Origin of the sequence: Litoreibacter meonggei, from assembly GCF_003663885.1 — a bacterium.
Classification (GTDB): Bacteria; Pseudomonadota; Alphaproteobacteria; order Rhodobacterales; family Rhodobacteraceae; genus Litoreibacter; species Litoreibacter meonggei.
This window is the reverse complement of sequence record NZ_RCCE01000001.1, coordinates 20,316-38,011: the sequence shown is the minus strand read 5'-3', so window position 1 is coordinate 38,011 and position 17,696 is coordinate 20,316. Positions and strand designations below refer to the sequence as shown.

Here is a 17,696-nt window from a genome sequence, read left to right as displayed (position 1 = left end):
TAGCGTGTATTAGCCCCGACGGCGACGCCCGCCCGCGCGTCCACCACGGGCGGCAGCGGCAGAGCCGTCTGCGTTCTTTGGCTTGTTGAAGTTGATCCAAGCACCACCGGACGGGTCTTGGTTCATCAGGAAGTTGGCGGCGCGGATAGCCTCCATCTCCTTGCCGGGTTGCGGCTTGGTGGAGCCGAGGCCGGTCAGTTGCGCCAGCAGTTCTGGATCAATATCGTCTGGAACGACGATGCCCGCAGCAGCAAGAGCATCGAGCTTTTCTTGCATCTTGATAGGCCCGACGGGCAAGGCGACAGGGTTCATAATAGCGGACGTCATGCCAGCAGCCATCGCCATGGGCAGAAAGGCGTTGTTGACGCCGTGGCGGTTGGGCAGGCCGAACGAGATGTTGGATGCGCCGCAGGTGGTGTTCACGCCCAATTCTTCGCGCAGGCGGCGTACAAGGGTGAACACCTGCAAGCCCGCGGTGCCCATCGCGCCGATGGGCATGACCAGTGGGTCAACGACGATGTCATGTGCGGGGATGCCGAAGTCGGCGGCACGCTCCACGATCTTCTTAGCGACGGCAAATCGCACGTCGGGGTCTTCGGAAATGCCGGTGTCATCGTTCGAAATCGCAACCACAGGAACGTTGTATTTCTTGACCAATGGCAGAACCAGCTCAAGGCGCTCTTCTTCACCCGTGACGGAGTTCAACAATGGGCGGCCTTCGGCAGCCGCAAGACCGTTTTCCAACGCGCCCGGGACCGAGCTGTCGATGCACAAAGGAATGTCGGTAACCTTCTGAACACGCTCAACAAGTTCTTTCATCAAGGTCGGCTCGACGAAGTTGTTGTCGGCATAACGCGGGTCTTCGGCCATTTTGTTGGAGAAGACCGCACCCGAGTTGATATCGAGAATGTTCGCGCCCGCCAGCGTTTGGGCAATCGCATCGGCTTCAACGCGGGAGAAGTCGCCTTTTTCCAGCTCCTCGTTGAGGATCTTACGCCCTGTCGGGTTGATCCGCTCTCCGATCACGCAGAACGGTTGGTCAAAGCCGATAATGGCGGTTTTGGTTTTGGATTCGACGATCGTGCGGGTCATTAACTGATCTCTCTTATGCTTGGTCTGCCGGAACGCCGGAGGCGCCGCCATTGGCGATGGCCCAGTTGGCGTTGGTCTTGATGCCGCCAAGCGGGAAGAAGTGAACGGATTCGATGTTGAAGTCAGGGTTCGCTGCCTTGTGCGCGGCAAGGGTGTTGATCACCTCGGTAGGCTCGTAGGGCAGCAGCAGTTTGGTGACGTCCATGGCGCGCTTTTGCAGCACTTTCAGCGACGGGCCGACGCCGCAGGCGATGGCGAACTTGATCAGCGTTTGCAGCTTGGCAGGGCCGGCGATGCCGATATGAACGGGCAGGTCGATGCCTGCCGCCTTGATGGAGTTGGCCCATTCGATGATCGGACCAGCCTCGAAAGCAAACTGCGTGGCCAGCGCCATCTTGGCGTCAGTTGTTTCGGAGAATTTCTGTTTCCATGCAAGTGCATCCGAGACGTTCTTCATGCTGCCATCAGTGTCGATGTCGCGGTTGCCTTCGGGGTGGCCTGCGACGTGCAGGCGGTCGAAGTCACCGAACAGGCCGGTTTCCAGCAGCTGCATGGAACTGTCGAACTCACCATGCGGCTGGGCGACGCCGCCAGCCAGCAGCAACGCTTGCTTAACGTCTGCTTCACCTTGGTAGCGGGCAATCCAGTCGGATAGCGTGGCTTTGTCTTTGATAATGCGCGCGGGGAAGTGGGGCATCACTTTGTAGCCGTCGCGGTTCAAGCGCGCGGCGGTGGCGACCATCTCGTCAATTGGTGTGCCTTCGATGTGGGCGATGTAGACGCGGGTGCCTTCGGGCAGCAACTCGCGGAAGTCTTCGACCTTCTCGGCGGTGCGGGGCATCACCTCGATGGAGTAATCCTTCAGGAAGGTCTCTACCTGCGGGTTCACCGTGACCTCTTGAGCCGGTGCGGTGCGTTTGAAGTTTAGCAAGGCCATGAGCCCCTCCCTAATGCGCGTCGTGATCGTGTCAGGCGGCATTGCCGTCATTCGCGATCAGCTGCTTGATCCTGTCGGTGTCGTATTCGGCCTCTAGCCGCGCCGCTTCGGCTTTTGCGACCTCTTGAGGGTCGCCATCGACTTCGTAAGGCGCGGCCTTGCGCCAATCGGCCAGATAGGCATCGGCATCCTTGGCCCCAACCTTCATCGCCGCGCGGTCAATGGCCTGCTCGAAGCGTTCTTCTAGCTGGACTTTATGGCCACGGCGGCCCTTGCCCACGATGACCTGAGCGGGGATGTCGCGCCAGTAAACTATTGTCACATCGGGCATGGGGTCGAATCCTTCGTATTGCGCGCCGTTTTATCGACTCTATGCGTCTGTTGACGGTAGCCGAGGTGCGTTTTCGACATTTGAACAAGGCGGAGCGACCCTGACCTGTCGCACCCATAGCTAAGGGGCTTTGCGCGTAGGAGCCAGCTATCACCCGTCTCATATTTCTCATGGTTTTTATGAGGTTGGGACAAGGTCTTGCTTGCTTCAAAGCGTTTGCGCTCCTACGTTGAGGGTAACCCTGAGTTTAGGAGGCCCTGCGCCATGGCGAAACGTCCGCCGCACAGTGCGGGCCCGTTCGTCAAACCGGCCCTTGTGCCGACCGCGCGGCCCGCGACCCAGCCTGCACCCGCAGGCAAACCAGACCCGGCTGACCTCTATGCGGCGCTGGATCTTGGCACCAATTCATGCCGCATGTTAATCGCTCAGCCCAAGGGCAGCCAGTTCCACGTCGTCGACAGCTTTTCCAAATCCGTGCAGCTTGGGGCGGGGCTTGAGAGCACCGGCAAGCTGTCGCGCAATTCTATGGCACGCACGGTTGGGGCATTGAAGATTTGCCAGAAGAAACTGCGCCACCATGAGGTAAAGCGGATGCGGCTGGTGGCCACCGAAGCCTGTCGGCGCGCGACCAATTCTGAAGAGTTCCTGAAGCTCGTGACCCGTGAGACGGGGCTGGATCTGGAGATTATCAAGCCGGAGGAAGAAGCCCGCTTTGCTGTGATTTCTTGCGCGCCTTTGGTGTCGGTGAACACGGAGCAATTGTTGGTGGTCGACATCGGTGGCGGTTCGACGGAACTGGTGTGGATCGACCTGAGCCGTGTTCCCAAAGTGGACCGCCCCCGTGCGATCATGCGGCTGCACACAGGGTTTGACAGCAAGAACAGCGAGTTTCCGGCGGCCAAGGTTGTGGACTGGATTTCGGTGCCGTTGGGCGTTGCCACGTTGCGCGACCAGTTCAACGATGTGGATGACGACGGGGCGCGTTTCGCGTTGATGTCGTGGTTTTTCGAGGAAAATCTGGCCGAATTTACACCCTATATCGACGCGGATCAGGTCAGGGCAGGATTCCAGATCGTCGGCACGTCGGGGACTGTGACGACTGTGGCTGCGTCCCATCTGGGATTGAAGCGTTATGACCGCAACAAGGTGGACGGTCTTCGGATGACGTCGGACCAGATTGACCACGTGATCCAGAGCTACCTGCATATGGGGCCTGAGGGCCGCCGCACCGATCCGCGCATTGGCAAGGACCGTCACGCGCTGATCATGTCTGGGGCTGCCATTTTGCAGGCTTTGCTGCGGGTCTGGCCCACCGACCGCTTGTCTGTGGCGGATCGGGGCTTACGTGAAGGGCTCCTCTATGCGCAGATGTCGAGTGACGGGGTGTTGGAGGAAGGGCCTTACTAAGCTGGCCTTTGCGCGTCAGTAGGGGTAGGGAAGCCTCCGGCGGGAATATTTTTACCAAGATGAAGTTGAGAGCATGGCCAAATCACCAACCGGACCAAACGGCAGTAAGGCTGGAAATACCTCGGGGCGCGGGCAGCGCGATCTGAAGGTGAAGGTGAAGTCCGCGCGCGGGCGCACCATGTCTTCGACGTTGTGGCTGCAGCGCCAGTTGAACGACCCTTACGTCAAACGCGCCAAGGCCGAAGGGCTGCGCGGGCGGGCGGCGTTCAAGATTTCCGAAATTGACGACAAGTACCGCTTCCTGACGCCGGGCAAGCGGGTGGTCGACCTTGGCTGTGCGCCGGGGGGGTGGTGTCAAATCGCCGCCAAACGTGTGAACGCGTTGGGCGACCGCGCAGGCAAGGCGCAAGGTTATGTGCTTGGGGTCGACATCCAAGAAGTCGAGCCGATCCTAGGTTGCGAGCTGCATGTTCTGGACTTTCTGGACGAAGGCGCTGATGACAAAGTGAAAGAATGGCTTGGCGGCCCTGCTGATGTCGTGATGAGCGATATGGCGGCGGCGTCCTGCGGACATAAGCAAACCGACCACATGCGCATCATCGCGCTGTGCGAGGCGGCGGCCTATTTCGCCTTTGACGTGCTGGAAGAGGGCGGCGTTTTCGTCGCCAAAGTTCTGGCCGGTGGCGCGGAGGGCGAGTTGCAGCACATCCTGAAGCAGCGCTTTAAAAAGGTGGCGAATTTCAAACCCGGTGCGAGCCGGTCCGACAGTTCGGAGAAGTTTGTCGTGGCCCAAGGGTTCAAGGGGCGAGATTAAAGCCCTTCACGCTTGAGCCGTTGCAACTCGCGGTCCAGCGCGTTGAGAAATTGCGAGCGGTCCTTGTTGGAGAACGGCGCGGGGCCGGAGGTTTGCTCCAGCCCCGCGCGCAGGTCCGCCATGATCGCGCGGGTCGCAATAGCCCCGCCGATATTGGACGAGTTGAACGGCTTGCCCGTTGGCCCCAGCACCGTAGCGCCGACCTCGATGCAGCGACCCGCCAGCAAGATGTCGGCGGTGATCACCACGCAGGACGGCGTGGCGTTCTCGGCGATCCAGTCGTCGGCCGCATCGAACCCGTCGGAGACCACCTGCATGGAGATCAGCGGATGGTTCGGTGTGCGTAGGTAACTGTTGGCGACCAAGGTCACGGGCGTGTTCAGGCGATAGGCGACCTTGAAGATCTCCTCTTTCACGGGGCAGGCGTCTGCATCGACGAGGATAGAGGGCATATTTGGTGCTCCGAGGGTGTTTGCGTCCCTTTGCCACAAAATCTGCCCTTTCGCATCCGAGAAATCCATGAAATAGGAAACTGCCAAACGAACCCTCCCCAAGGAGTACCCCCATGGAGATTCGCGAGGCCCTCACCTTTGACGATGTGCTGCTTGTTCCAGGCGCATCCAACGTGCTGCCATCGACGGCGGATACGCGCACTTTTGTGACCAAATCAATAGCGATGAATATCCCGTTGCTATCGTCGGCAATGGACACCGTGACCGAAGCCCGCATGGCGATTGCCATGGCGCAGGCTGGCGGGATCGGGGTGATCCACCGCAATCTGGATTTGGAAGAGCAGGCCCGTCAGGTGCGGCGTGTGAAACGGTTCGAGAGCGGGATCGTTTATTCCCCGATTACGTTGACCTCGAATCAGACGCTTGCGGACGCGAAAGCTTTGCAGGAGCGCTACAAAGTAACCGGCTTCCCTGTTGTTGACGGCAAAGGCCATGTGCTTGGCATCGTGACCAACCGTGACATGCGGTTTGCCAGCGATGACAACACCCCCGTCTCGGCGATGATGTCCACCGACAATCTGGCAATGCTGCGCGAGCCTGCCGATCTGGATGAGGCCAAGTCTTTGATGGAATCGCGCCGCATCGAAAAGCTGCTGGTTGTGGATGGTAACGGCAAGCTGACTGGCTTGCTGACGCTCAAAGATATCGAGCAGGCCGTATTGAACCCACAAGCCTGTAAGGACGAATTGGGCCGTTTGCGCGTGGCTGCGGCGACGACCGTGGGCGATGCAGGGTTTGAACGCTCCGAGGCGCTGATCGACGCGGGCGTTGATCTGGTGGTGATCGACACGGCACATGGGCACTCTGAGGGCGTTGCCATCGCGGTTGAGCGGGTCAAGAAGCTGTCCAACAAAGTGCAGGTTGTAGCGGGCAATGTCGCAACGGCGGAGGCGACGCGGGCGCTGATTGGCGCAGGTGCGGACGCCGTGAAGGTTGGTATCGGCCCGGGCTCGATCTGTACGACACGCATGGTCGCGGGTGTCGGCGTGCCTCAACTGACGGCCATTATGGATTGCGCATCCGGCGCGGGTGACGTGCCGGTGATTGCGGATGGTGGTATCAAATTCTCGGGCGATTTTGCCAAAGCGATTGCGGCGGGTGCCAGCTGTGCGATGGTCGGCTCGATGATCGCAGGGACGGACGAATCCCCCGGAGAAGTTATTTTGTATCAAGGCCGTAGCTTTAAAAGCTACCGTGGTATGGGGTCGCTTGGCGCAATGGCCAATGGCTCGGCGGACCGGTATTTCCAGAAGGACGCGGCGTCTGACAAGCTGGTTCCGGAAGGGATTGAGGGGCAGGTGCCTTATAAGGGGTCGGCCAGTGCGGTCGTGCACCAGATGGTTGGCGGCTTGCGCGCGGCCATGGGGTACACTGGGGCTGCGACGATCAAGGATATGCATGAGCGCGCAAGTTTTGTGCGCATCACTGGCGCGGGGCTGAAGGAAAGCCACGTGCATGATGTCCAGATCACCCGCGAGTCCCCGAACTACCGGATCGGCTAGATGACCCCTGCGGCGCGCCTGTCGGCGGCAATTGAGGTTCTTGACCAATATCTGTCAGGCACCGCCGCCGAGAAGGCATTGACCAACTGGGCGCGGCGTTCGCGGTTTGCAGGATCGAAGGATCGGGCCGCGGTACGCGACATCGTGTTTGATTGCTTGCGGAAGCGTGAAAGCTACAGCCGTTCAGCAGGCGGTTTAACTGGCCGCGGGCTTGTCGTGGCACATGCTGCGAATGTTACACACGGCCTGGACGACCTGCGGGCGATGTTTACCGGCGAAGGGCATGCGCCGGATGTGTTGGGTGCCGATGAACAGACGCGGCTTAGCTTGCCTCAGCAAAACGTATACAACCTGCCAGCTTGGCTTGCGTCTGAATTGGAAGTATCGGTCGGCGAGGATGCTTTGGCGATAGCCACCGTTTTGACAGAGCGTGCAGTTGTTTACCTGCGGGTTAACCTGTCACGCGGTTCTCTGGACACTGCGATCTCCTCGTTGGCCACCGACGGTATAGTCGCCGTTCCGCATAATTTAGCGAAGACAGCATTGGAAGTTATAGAAAATCCAAGGAAAGTCGCGTCCAGCGTGGCCTATACGTCTGGATTGGTCGAACTGCAGGATGCGGCGTCCCAAGCCTTGTGTGCGGGGCTTCCCGTTGCGGAGCGTATGCTGGATTATTGCGCCGGCGGCGGCGGCAAGGTGCTGGCCTATGGCGATCAGAGCGGCGCGAAACTGTTTGCCCATGATGCTAACCCACAACGTCTACGCGACCTACAGCCGCGCGCGAAACGGGCAGGGTTGAAGGTACAGGTTCTGACCACGGATGCCTGCCAGAAGGCCGAGCCGTTTGATTTGGTACTGTGCGACGTTCCATGTTCTGGGAGCGGGGCATGGCGTCGATCACCCGAAGGCAAGTGGTCATTGACCCGTGAGTCATTCGAGAAATTGCTTGCAGTTCAGCAGGAAATTTTGCGCGAAGCGGCTCCGCTGGTTGCTATGAACGGCGTGCTGGCTTTCGCCACGTGCTCGTTGTTTCAGAGTGAGAATGAGGATCAGATTGCGCAGTTTTGCGCGGAAAACAACGGCTGGCACTGCTCGTTTGACCGCCGCTTTTCCCCGCTTGAGGGCGGGGACGGGTTCTATATCGCTTACTTGACGAGAGATACGCCGACTTAATAGGTCGCTTCACGCCATCCGTTAAGAGCCAGTTAATAGTTCTCGGGGATGGTTTTGAGGAGTGATTCTATTGGGAGCGCGGGTTTGAACCAACTGGTGGAGGCAGGCAGTGCCATAAGTCGTGCAAGTGAGGGGCTGGCATCGCGCATTGGGATTCCTGCAGCTCTTGTAGTTATTCTTGTCATGTCTTTTCTGACTATCTCGGATCTTCGGATATTCCTGATCGTGGCCGCAATATGTGGGGTGGTTGGCCTTGGGGCGGTCACCATGCGGCGTTTTTCGGCGGGTAAAGGGGCACCCGCGGTATCGATTGATGACGTGATCGCCCATGACGAAAGAGCGGTCTTCGTCACTGACGCCAGTGGCCTTGTCCTATCGAAAAACGCAGCCGCAAAAAAGCTACTCTCAGTGCCGGAGGGCGAGGCGCTGGAGCAGGCGCTTGGACAAATGATGAGCAACGCCAGCGCAATCGTGTTTCGCCTGCAGACCAAGGCGCAGAAGGCCGATTTCGCGCATGAAGATGTTGTGACGCGGCGCGGGAACTTCCGCATCTCAGCGCATAGGATTGCCAATTCGGAAGACCTGATTTGGCGGATACAATGTCAAACCGAGCAATCCGGCGGAGGCCATGCCGCTGATCGGTTGTCGCTGCCAATGTTCACAATCGGTGGTTCGGGGTCTGTACTTTTCATGAATGAAGCGATGCGAAAGCTTGTCGGCGGGCGGGCCAAGACGCTGAGTTCGATATTTGTCGACGTTCCAGAAACCTCCGGTCAGCACTCAGTCGTGAACGGTCCAGATGGCCCTGTTGACGTGATGGTCGTGATTTTGGATGGGTCTTTGGGGCGATGTGAGTATTTCCTGGCACCGGTTGTTGACGCTATTGCCGCCAAAACGACAATGGCACAGCTTGAAGATTTCCCGATTGCATTGCTTGAACTCGATCGCGACGGTCGGGTGACGGATTCCAACCGCATCGCCAAATCGCTTCTGGCGCTTGAGGATGAACCAGCAGAAACCATGAGTGATCTTATAGAAGGTCTGGGACGGCCGGTGAATGACTGGCTGGCCGAGGCGGTTGAGGGCAAGGGCCTTCATCGACCGGAAGTGCTGAAATGTCGGCGTGGCTCTGACGAGATGTACGTTCAGGTTACCTTGGGCCGCGTGATCAATAACGGTGAGGTCTCTTTGATTGTTTTGATCAATGATGCCACTGAATTGAAATCTCTTGAGAAGCAGTTTGTACAAAGCCAGAAAATGCAAGCCATTGGCCAGTTGGCGGGGGGGGTCGCGCATGATTTCAACAACCTGCTGACAGCAATTTCCGGGCATTGTGATTTGCTTATGATCCGACATGATTCCGGAGACGCAGACTATGCGGACTTGGAGCAGATTAACCAGAATGCCAATCGTGCGGCTTCGCTTGTTGGCCAGCTTCTTGCATTTTCGCGCAAGCAAAACTTGCAGCTTGAAGTGTTGGATATGCGGGACACAATTTCTGATTTGACGCATCTGCTAAACCGGCTGGTGGGTGCTCAGATATCGCTCAAGCTAACCCATGACCCGAATTTGATGTCTGTTCGCGCCGATCGCCGACAGTTGGAGCAAGTGTTGATGAACCTCGTCGTGAACGCGCGCGATGCGTTGGACGGGCAAGGACAGATTGGAATCGAAACTCGCAATGTCAAATTGACGTCCGAGTTGCGCCGCGACCGCGCTGTTGTTCCTGCGGGGGACTACGTTCTCGTCAAAGTCAGTGATGACGGGAGCGGCATACCTGTCGAGAAACTGCCCAAAATCTTCGAGCCGTTTTACACAACCAAAAAGACCGGTGAAGGGACTGGACTAGGGCTGTCCACGGCATATGGGATTATCAAGCAGTCGGGCGGGTTCATTTTTGCGGATAGTGAATTGGGTCAAGGGACTGTGTTTACGATATATTTTCCAACTCATGACAAACCCGTCGTAGCTGAAAATGCGTCCGAACCCGCGCCGATTGCGGTCGAAACTGGTCCGATGGATGGCGTTGTGCTTCTGGTTGAAGATGAGGCGCCGGTGCGTGCGTTCGCAAGCCGTGCGCTTCAATATCGGGGTTTTCAGGTTGTCGAAGCAGATTGCGGAGAAACCGCGTTGGACCTACTCGAAGACGCGTCGTTAGATATCGACATCGTTTTGACAGATGTCATTATGCCCGGCATGGACGGGCCTACCTGGGTTAACGAAGCACGAAAATCGCGGCCACGTTTAAGGGTGGTCTTCATGTCGGGATATGCCGATGGCAGCACTGTGGAGGAGCAGCTTACCATTCCTGAATCTGCCTTTTTGCCAAAACCGTTCTCGCTGGACGAGCTGACATCTACGGTTCGCAGACATCTGAGTTCTGCAGCGTAGGTGAAGTTGCCGGCTCAGGAGACGGACAATGGTCCGTCTTGCAACGCATGGTAGATTTCAAAATCAAGCGCACATGCTTTATGTAGCTCGGTCGATAGCTCTGGTGATAGCGCCAGCTCTTTCGTTGGGGACCGATTGACTGATTTCAGGATGATCTCGCGCTCCAGCCTTTGCTCGAGAAACCGGATAGCCGCGGCAAGGTCGTGATAGGAAAAAAGGTGATTGATCAGAAGGTCGCCGCTCTGATCTGTAACAAATCTGGCTTGACGACCTACATTGGCATAGGGCGGTTGATCGTCTAGCAGATAAGCTGCCACAAATTCGTTGAAGGTGACGTCAGCCGTGCTGTTTGGGTGCCTGTCTAATGCGGGGCGCTGACGGTAGCGAAACCAGCTGCCTAGCCAATCAACCGGCTCGCGTATAACAGCCATGGTTTCTAGCGGCGGTAGGTTTCCGCGTTCGAACAGGTTGCGGTATTTGGCTTCAAAGTTACGCGCATTCGTGTGCTTGATTCCCGGCGGATCGCGAAAAATAGCGGAGGCCTTGGGCCCCAAAGCATTCTCAATCGCCGATGTTCCCGTTTTAGGAACAGCAAGAAACGCCAGCCGTTCTCGAAAGAAAATCATCATCTTAGGGCTGCCTGCCTGTTTTTATTGTGTTTTAAACTAGTCCTTAACCTTGCTGCTGAAAAGATGATCAAAGTTTTTACTTGAAGTGTTCTCTTTTTGTGCTCATACGTATGGGAACAAGAGGCGAACATAAGCAGTCATTGCCGCAGTTTAAGCGGTGTGAAATAAGGGACGAAACCATGGCAACAGCAGAACTCATGAAAATGAACCCTAAAGATCAGAGCAACAAACAAAAAGCGTTGGATTCGGCGCTGGCGCAGATTGAACGTCAGTTCGGTAAGGGCTCCATCATGAAGTTGGGTGGTGAGAACTCCATTCAACAAATCGAATCTATTTCAACCGGATCGCTGGGGCTGGATATTGCGCTTGGCATTGGTGGCTTGCCCAAGGGGCGAGTTATTGAAATCTATGGGCCGGAATCGTCTGGGAAGACAACGCTGACGCTTCATTGCGTGGCTGAGGCGCAGAAAAAGGGTGGCGTTTGTGCATTTGTAGACGCGGAACATGCTTTGGACCCGCAATATGCCCGCAAGCTTGGCGTTGATCTTGACGAGTTGTTGATCTCGCAGCCCGACACAGGTGAGCAAGCGCTGGAAATTGTAGATACGCTGGTACGCTCAGGTGCTGTGAGCATGGTCGTTGTCGACTCGGTGGCGGCACTGACTCCGAAATCGGAATTGGAAGGCGATATGGGCGACAGCTCGGTTGGGGTGCATGCGCGCCTTATGAGCCAAGCTATGCGGAAGTTGACCAGTTCGATCTCACGCTCGAATTGTATGGTGATTTTCATTAACCAAATCCGGATGAAAATCGGCGTGATGTTTGGCAGCCCGGAGACCACAACCGGTGGCAATGCGTTGAAGTTCTACTCTTCGGTCCGTCTCGACATCCGCCGCATAGGCGCGCTGAAAGACCGTGACGAAGTTGTTGGCAACCAGACCCGTGTGAAAGTGGTGAAGAACAAAGTTGCGCCGCCGTTCAAGCAGGTGGAATTTGATATCATGTATGGCGAAGGTATCTCCAAGATGGGCGAATTGCTTGACCTTGGTGTAAAAGCTGGCGTGGTTGAGAAGTCGGGTTCCTGGTTCAGCTACGGTGACGATCGCATTGGGCAAGGTCGCGAAAACGCGAAAACCTTCCTGAAGGAAAACACCCGTATTGCGCTAGAAATCGAAGACAAGATCCGCGCGGCGCATGGGTTAGATTTCGACATGCCGGAAGTTGAGAAGGAAGCCGCAGCCGCGAAGGACGCCGTGTCCGAAGATGACAAGGACGGCTTGATCGAAGGCTAACAAGGCGTTCGGGCGGCGTTCCGCGTTAATATATTTTTCAAAAGGACGGCTTTCGAGCCGTCCTTTTTCGTTTCCCTTCGCCAATTGTCAGGGGATGGCTTTACCTGCACGGCGTGGAGGGATATTTGCTGATGCAAACAACGCAAAGTGATCCTCATGCCCAGCCTGAACGACATCCGCTCTACCTTCCTGCGATATTTCGAAAAGCAGGGCCATTCCGTGCAACCATCCAGCCCATTGGTGCCACGCAACGATCCTACATTGATGTTTGTGAACTCCGGGATGGTTCAGTTCAAGAACCTGTTCACCGGCGCTGAAACTCGTGATTACAAACGCGCCACGACGGCGCAGAAATGCGTGCGTGCAGGTGGTAAGCACAATGATCTGGACAATGTCGGCTATACCGCGCGGCACCACACATTTTTTGAAATGCTGGGGAACTTCAGCTTCGGTGATTACTTCAAAGATGAGGCGATTGCATTTGCTTGGGAGTTGATCACCAAGGATTTTGGCATCGACAAGGATCGGTTGTCGGTCACCGTTTATCATACCGATGATGAGGCCTACGACATTTGGAAGAAACTTGGAGTGCCGGAAGAGCGGATCATCCGGATCGCGACGTCGGATAACTTCTGGCAAATGGGGCCGACTGGACCCTGCGGTCCTTGCACCGAAATTTTCTACGATCACGGCGCGCATATCTGGGGAGGCCCTCCCGGCAGCCCCGAGGAAGATGGCGACCGGTTTATTGAAATCTGGAACATCGTGTTCATGCAGAACGAGCAGTTCGAGGACGGCTCCATGCGCGCGCTGGACATGCAAAGCATCGACACCGGTATGGGGCTGGAGCGGATTGCCGCGTTGCTTCAAGGCAGCCACGACAACTATGATACTGACCTGTTCAAGGCACTGATCGAAGCCTCGGCCAATGCGACATCGACGGACCCGTTCGGGGATCAAAATGTGCATCACCGTGTGATCGCAGATCACCTGCGCTCGACCTCTTTTTTGATCGCAGACGGTGTTATGCCGTCCAATGATGGGCGCGGCTATGTGCTACGCCGGATCATGCGCCGCGCGATGCGTCACGCGCATTTGCTTGGTGCGAAAGACCCTGTGATGTATCAGTTGGTTCCGTCTTTGGTTGGTAAAATGGGCGCGGCATATCCGGAATTGGGACAGGCCCAGTCACTGATTGAAGAAACACTCCGTGCCGAGGAAACCCGCTTTAAGCAGACGCTTGAGCGTGGCCTTCGTTTGTTGGACGATGAACTGGACGGACTGGCCGAAGGCGCTGAGTTGCCGGGTAAGGCCGCGTTTAAGCTCTATGACACATTCGGCTTCCCGCTTGATTTGACGCAGGATGCGCTGCGCGAAAAAGGTCGCACTCTCGATGTGGACGGGTTTGATGCTGCGATGGCTGAGCAAAAAGCCAAGGCGCGCGCCTCTTGGGCTGGCACGGGTGAAGCCGCGGATAGCAGGGTTTGGTTTGACATTGCCGACCAGCACGGGACCACCGATTTTCTCGGCTATGATACCGAGAAGGCCGAGGGCCAATTGCTGGCGATATTGAAAGATGGCCAACGGGTGGACGTTGCGAAAACGGGCGAGTCTGTTCAACTTGTCTTTAATCAGTCGCCTTTTTACGCTGAAAGCGGCGGGCAGGTTGGCGACCGTGGGACGGTGAGAACCGATTCAGGTGCAGGCGTTGTGACCGAGACGCGGAAATCTGCGGGTGTGTTTATCCACTTTGCGGATATCTCAGAGGGTGAATTGCGTACGGGCGCGGGCACGGAACTGGTTGTCGATCATGACCGTCGCAGTGCAATCCGTGCAAACCACTCTGCAACGCACCTGTTGCACGAAGCTTTGCGGGTTGCATTGGGTGATCATGTTGCCCAACGCGGCTCGTTGAATGCAGATGACCGCTTGCGGTTTGACTTTAGCCACAACAACGCGCTGACTTTAGAGCAATTGCGGCAGATCGAGGCAGATGTGAACCGCTTCATCCGTCAAAACAGCAAGGTCGAGACACGGATCATGACGCCGGACGATGCGCGTGCGATCGGTGCCCAAGCGCTGTTCGGCGAGAAATATGGTGACGAGGTCCGCGTGGTCTCTATGGGGAAAGACCCGACCGGCAAAGGCGCCGATGGGCAGACCTATTCGTTGGAGCTTTGCGGCGGGACACATGTGAAGCAAACCGGTGATATCGGGATGTTTGTGACGCTGGGCGATAGCGCATCCAGTGCAGGTGTGCGCCGGATTGAGGCGCTGACCGGCCAAGCGGCGTTCGACTATCTAAGCGCGCAGGATACCCGTTTGGCGGAGACTGCGCTGATGTTGAAAGCGTCCGCGGAGGATGTTCCCACACGTGTTAAAGCGCTGCTTGATGAGCGCAAATCCCTTAGTAACGAAGTTGCCCAACTACGTCGTGAATTGGCGATGAGCGGTGGGGCTACGCAGGTCGCGGACGAGGACGTGAACGGCACACCATTTTTTGCGCAGGTTTTGTCAGGTGTTTCGGGTAAGGATCTGCCTTCGTTGATTGATGAGCATAAAGCTCGCATTGGTTCCGGTGCTGTCTTGTTGATCGCAGATGCCGAGGGAAAAGCTGCGGTTGCCGCAGGGGTTACCGATGACTTGACTGACCGTATTTCAGCTGTTGATCTGGTCCGTGCTGCGGTTGCCGAGCTGGGTGGCAAAGGTGGCGGTGGCCGTCCGGCCATGGCACAAGGCGGCGGTGCGAGTGCCGAGAACTCAGACGCAGCAATCAGCGCGGCCAAGGCCGTCATTGGAGGATAGAATGCCAACAGCTTTATGGATCGCCCATGTGAAGGTCACTGACGCGGAGCGCTATGCCAAATATGCGGCGGGTGCCACGGCGGCGATTGCGGATCATCAGGGCGTGTTTTTGGCGCGCAACGGGGCGTATGAGCAGCTTGAAGGAAACGACCGTGCGCGCAATGTCGTCGCGCGGTTTCCGTCATTGCAGCGGGCACATGAATGTTATTATTCAGAGGCTTATCAGGCGGCCTTGAAGTTCGCTGAAGGTGCCGCGGAGCGGGATTTGATGATCGTTGAAGAGTTGGACTAGCGCCAGAAAGAATTGTTCTTCGGGGCCCGCCGGGGATGCCTCCGGCGGGAATATTTTTGCCAAGATGAAACCCTAGCCGCGCATCCGAGAGCCGTCCGCGTCGAATGGCGGCGTTGAGATAAGCGTTGCAGGGCGCAGGGATCCTAAGATCTCGATCTCTACTTTTAATCCGTCTTTTGCCTTATCGCGTGGAATGAGCGCGAGCGCGATGGATTTGGCCGAATGGTGCGCGTATCCGCCTGAGGTGCAGAAGCCTTGCACCGTGCCGTCAATAAAGACCGGCTCGTAGGCCACGACATCGGCATCATCCGCGTCAACTTCGAAGGCGCAGAGCTGGCGGTGTGGCGGTGTTGCGCGCTCGGCTTCGGCCGCTTTGCGACCGATGAAATTCGTGTTTTTCTTGAAGCTGATAAACCGGTCCATGCCGGTTTCGGCGGCGGTGTAGTCGGGGGAAAATTCCGACAACCATGAGCCAAAGAACTTGTCGAGACGGAGCGACATCATTGCGCGCATGCCGAACGGGGTCAGGCCTTTGGGTTGGCCCTCAGACCAGAGCGTTTGCCAAAGCTGGCGCTGATCCATCGGGTTGCAGTAAATCTCGAAGCCCAGATCACCGGTATAGCTGACGCGTTGCACGCGGCAGGCAACTTGCCCCACGGTCATCTCGCGCACATCCATGAAGCGCATGGAAGCGACATCATCGCGGGTGCAGGCCTGAAGAATGTCGCGCGACAGGGGCCCTGCGATCTGGAAGCCGGTGAGTGTGTCGGAGATGTTTTCGACCCGCACATCATCCAGCGCATTCTGTTCGAACCATCGCATATGGTAGGATTGCGAGCCGTATGACGCCGTGAGGTAGAACTCGGTTTCCGACGCGCAGGAGACAGTGAAATCCCCGATCAGGCGGCCCTTGTGGGACAGCATAGGGGTGAGCGACAAGCGACCTTGGGTCGGGATGCGACCTGCCATGATGCGGTCGAGCCATGGCCGCGCACCTTCGCCGGTGACACGGAATTTGCCGAAGTTTTGCAGCTCGTTGATGCCCGCCTTGCTGCGCACGGCTTTGACCTCGCGCGCGGTGGCGTCGAAGGCGTCGGAGCGGCGGAAGCTGGGGGTTTCGAATGTTGGCTCGTCGCCTTGGGCGAAGTAATTGGCGACCTCGAGCCCGAATTGTTGGCCCCAGACGGCGCCCATTTCCGTAAAGATGTCGTACATCGGGGTGGTGCGATGGGGGCGTGCGGCATGCAATTCTTCGTTCGGGTAGCTGACCGAGAAGCGGCGTTGGTAGTTTTCGATCACCTTGGGGCGCGTGTAGCCCGGTGTGATCCAGTTACCGAAGCGCGAGACGTCCATGGCGAAGGTGTCGCGTTCGGTCTCGCCCTCGATCATCCATTGCGCCAGCATCAGGCCGACACCGCCGCCTTGCGAGAAGCCTGCCATGACACCGCAGGCGGACCAATAGTTGCGCAGGCCGGGTACGGGACCGACCAGTGGATTACCGTCGGGGGCGAAGGTGAAAGGGCCGTGAACGACGGTTTTGACACCGGCGCGTTCCAGAACCGGAAAGCGTTTGAAGGCGAAGGTAATGCTGTCTTCAATCTTGTCGAAATCGTCAGGCAGCAGCTCGTGGCCGAAATCCCATGGCGTGCCGTCCACCGCCCACGGGCGGCAGGGCTGCTCGTAGAACCCTATGCACAGCCCGCGGCCTTCCTGGCGCAAGTAGCTTTCGCCTGCGGGGTCCATCACATGCGGATGTTCGGTGTCGCGCTCGTAGATTTCAGGGGTTTCTTCGGTCACCAGATACTGGTGCTCCATCGGATGAAGCGGCAGGTAGACACCCGCCATGGCCCCAACCTCGCGCGCCCAAAGGCCGCCTGCATTCACCACATGCTCGGCGTGGATCGTGCCTTTGTTGGTCACCACATCCCATGTGCCGTCAGGGCGCTGCGTTGTGGCCTCTACCTTCACATGTGTTTCGATGGTCGCGCCGCCCATGCGGGCCGCTTTGGCGTAGGCGTGCGTTGTGCCGGACGGGTCAAGGTGGCCATCAAGCGGGTCATACAACCCGCCGACAATGCCATCCAGATTGGTGATCGGTGCGATCTTGGCGATCTGCTCGGGCGACACAATCTCGGTCTCCAGCCCCATGTAGCGGTGCTTGGCGCGCTCGGCCACGAGCATGTCGAAGCGGTCTTTGTTGTCGGCCAGTGTCACGCCGCCGACGTGGTGCAGCCCGCAGGACATGCCGGTGATCTCTTCCAACTCGCGGTAGAGCTTGATGGTATAGCCTTGCAGCGCCGCCATGTTGGTGTCGCCGTTCAGCGTGTGGAACCCGCCCGCCGCGTGCCATGTGGAACCGGAAGTCAGCTCGGAGCGTTCTACAAGCATGACATCGGACCAGCCAAGCTTCGTGAGGTGATACAAGACGGAACATCCGACGACACCGCCGCCAATGATACAGACACGGGTGGTAGTTTGCATGGAAGTTCCTCACTATTCGTTTTGAACTACTGTAAGAA

At 57.4% G+C, this 17,696-nt stretch carries 14 protein-coding genes; 8 read left to right on the top strand and 6 right to left on the bottom strand.

Going from position 1 to position 17,696, the window contains the following annotated elements:
* Positions 1–9: 9 nt before the first annotated feature.
* From BCF46_RS00160 to BCF46_RS00150, 3 genes are read right to left on the bottom strand one after another with little or no spacing between them, the layout of a single operon-like run.
* Entirely contained in the window at positions 10–1,092 is a 1,083-nt protein-coding gene (locus BCF46_RS00160; protein ID WP_121020542.1) for a methyltetrahydrofolate cobalamin methyltransferase, read from the bottom strand.
* A gap of 13 nt (positions 1,093–1,105) precedes the next feature.
* A complete protein-coding gene (locus BCF46_RS00155; protein WP_121020540.1) occupies positions 1,106–2,029 on the bottom strand; it encodes a methylenetetrahydrofolate reductase in 924 nt (307 codons plus the stop codon).
* A gap of 31 nt (positions 2,030–2,060) precedes the next feature.
* Positions 2,061–2,360 carry a virulence factor gene (locus tag BCF46_RS00150; RefSeq protein WP_073138617.1) on the bottom strand — a complete coding sequence of 100 codons (300 nt, stop codon included), beginning with the start codon at positions 2,358–2,360 and terminating at the stop codon, positions 2,061–2,063.
* A 264-nt stretch (positions 2,361–2,624) separates the two neighbouring features.
* On the opposite strand from BCF46_RS00150, the gene BCF46_RS00145 reads away from it, so the two are divergent.
* Positions 2,625–3,767: a Ppx/GppA phosphatase family protein gene (locus tag BCF46_RS00145; protein WP_121020538.1), complete on the top strand. Its 1,143-nt coding sequence runs from the start codon at positions 2,625–2,627 to the stop codon at positions 3,765–3,767.
* Positions 3,768–3,840: 73 nt separating this feature from the next.
* The gene (locus BCF46_RS00140) at positions 3,841–4,581 is read left to right on the top strand and encodes an RlmE family RNA methyltransferase (RefSeq protein WP_121020536.1); all 741 of its coding nucleotides are present in this window, start codon (positions 3,841–3,843) and stop codon (positions 4,579–4,581) included.
* Here BCF46_RS00140 and BCF46_RS00135 read toward each other — a convergent pair.
* Complete coding sequence (locus BCF46_RS00135) at positions 4,578–5,033, bottom strand: YaiI/YqxD family protein (RefSeq protein WP_121022193.1); 456 nt, start codon at positions 5,031–5,033, stop codon at positions 4,578–4,580. The genes BCF46_RS00140 and BCF46_RS00135 overlap by 4 nt on opposite strands.
* 113 nt (positions 5,034–5,146) lie before the next feature.
* On the opposite strand from BCF46_RS00135, the gene guaB reads away from it, so the two are divergent.
* From guaB to BCF46_RS00120, 3 genes are all read left to right on the top strand, one after another.
* A complete protein-coding gene (guaB, locus tag BCF46_RS00130) occupies positions 5,147–6,595 on the top strand; it encodes an IMP dehydrogenase (protein WP_121020534.1) in 1,449 nt (482 codons plus the stop codon).
* On the top strand, positions 6,596–7,768 hold the full coding sequence (locus BCF46_RS00125) for an RsmB/NOP family class I SAM-dependent RNA methyltransferase (RefSeq protein WP_121020532.1): 1,173 nt from the start codon (positions 6,596–6,598) through the stop codon (positions 7,766–7,768). It begins immediately after the preceding gene.
* A gap of 183 nt (positions 7,769–7,951) precedes the next feature.
* A complete protein-coding gene (locus tag BCF46_RS00120) occupies positions 7,952–10,159 on the top strand; it encodes a hybrid sensor histidine kinase/response regulator (protein WP_245989665.1) in 2,208 nt (735 codons plus the stop codon).
* A gap of 14 nt (positions 10,160–10,173) precedes the next feature.
* Here BCF46_RS00120 and BCF46_RS00115 read toward each other — a convergent pair whose 3' ends face one another.
* Positions 10,174–10,788, bottom strand: coding sequence for a sulfotransferase family 2 domain-containing protein (locus BCF46_RS00115; protein ID WP_121020528.1), 615 nt, complete (start codon positions 10,786–10,788; stop codon positions 10,174–10,176).
* A gap of 179 nt (positions 10,789–10,967) precedes the next feature.
* On the opposite strand from BCF46_RS00115, the gene recA reads away from it, so the two are divergent.
* The 3 genes from recA to BCF46_RS00100 all read left to right on the top strand — a co-directional run bounded on the left by recA (position 10,968) and on the right by BCF46_RS00100 (position 15,177).
* Positions 10,968–12,080: a recombinase RecA gene (gene recA / locus BCF46_RS00110; RefSeq protein ID WP_121020526.1), complete on the top strand. Its 1,113-nt coding sequence runs from the start codon at positions 10,968–10,970 to the stop codon at positions 12,078–12,080.
* A 156-nt stretch (positions 12,081–12,236) separates the two neighbouring features.
* Positions 12,237–14,885, top strand: a complete 2,649-nt coding sequence (gene alaS, locus BCF46_RS00105; protein WP_121020524.1) for an alanine--tRNA ligase — start codon at positions 12,237–12,239, stop codon at positions 14,883–14,885.
* A 1-nt stretch (position 14,886) separates the two neighbouring features.
* Complete coding sequence (locus BCF46_RS00100) at positions 14,887–15,177, top strand: DUF1330 domain-containing protein (RefSeq protein WP_073138574.1); 291 nt, start codon at positions 14,887–14,889, stop codon at positions 15,175–15,177.
* 72 nt (positions 15,178–15,249) lie between these two features.
* On the opposite strand, the gene BCF46_RS00095 is transcribed toward BCF46_RS00100, so the two are convergent.
* Positions 15,250–17,658, bottom strand: coding sequence for a GcvT family protein (locus BCF46_RS00095; protein ID WP_121020522.1), 2,409 nt, complete (start codon positions 17,656–17,658; stop codon positions 15,250–15,252).
* Positions 17,659–17,696 lie beyond the last annotated feature (38 nt).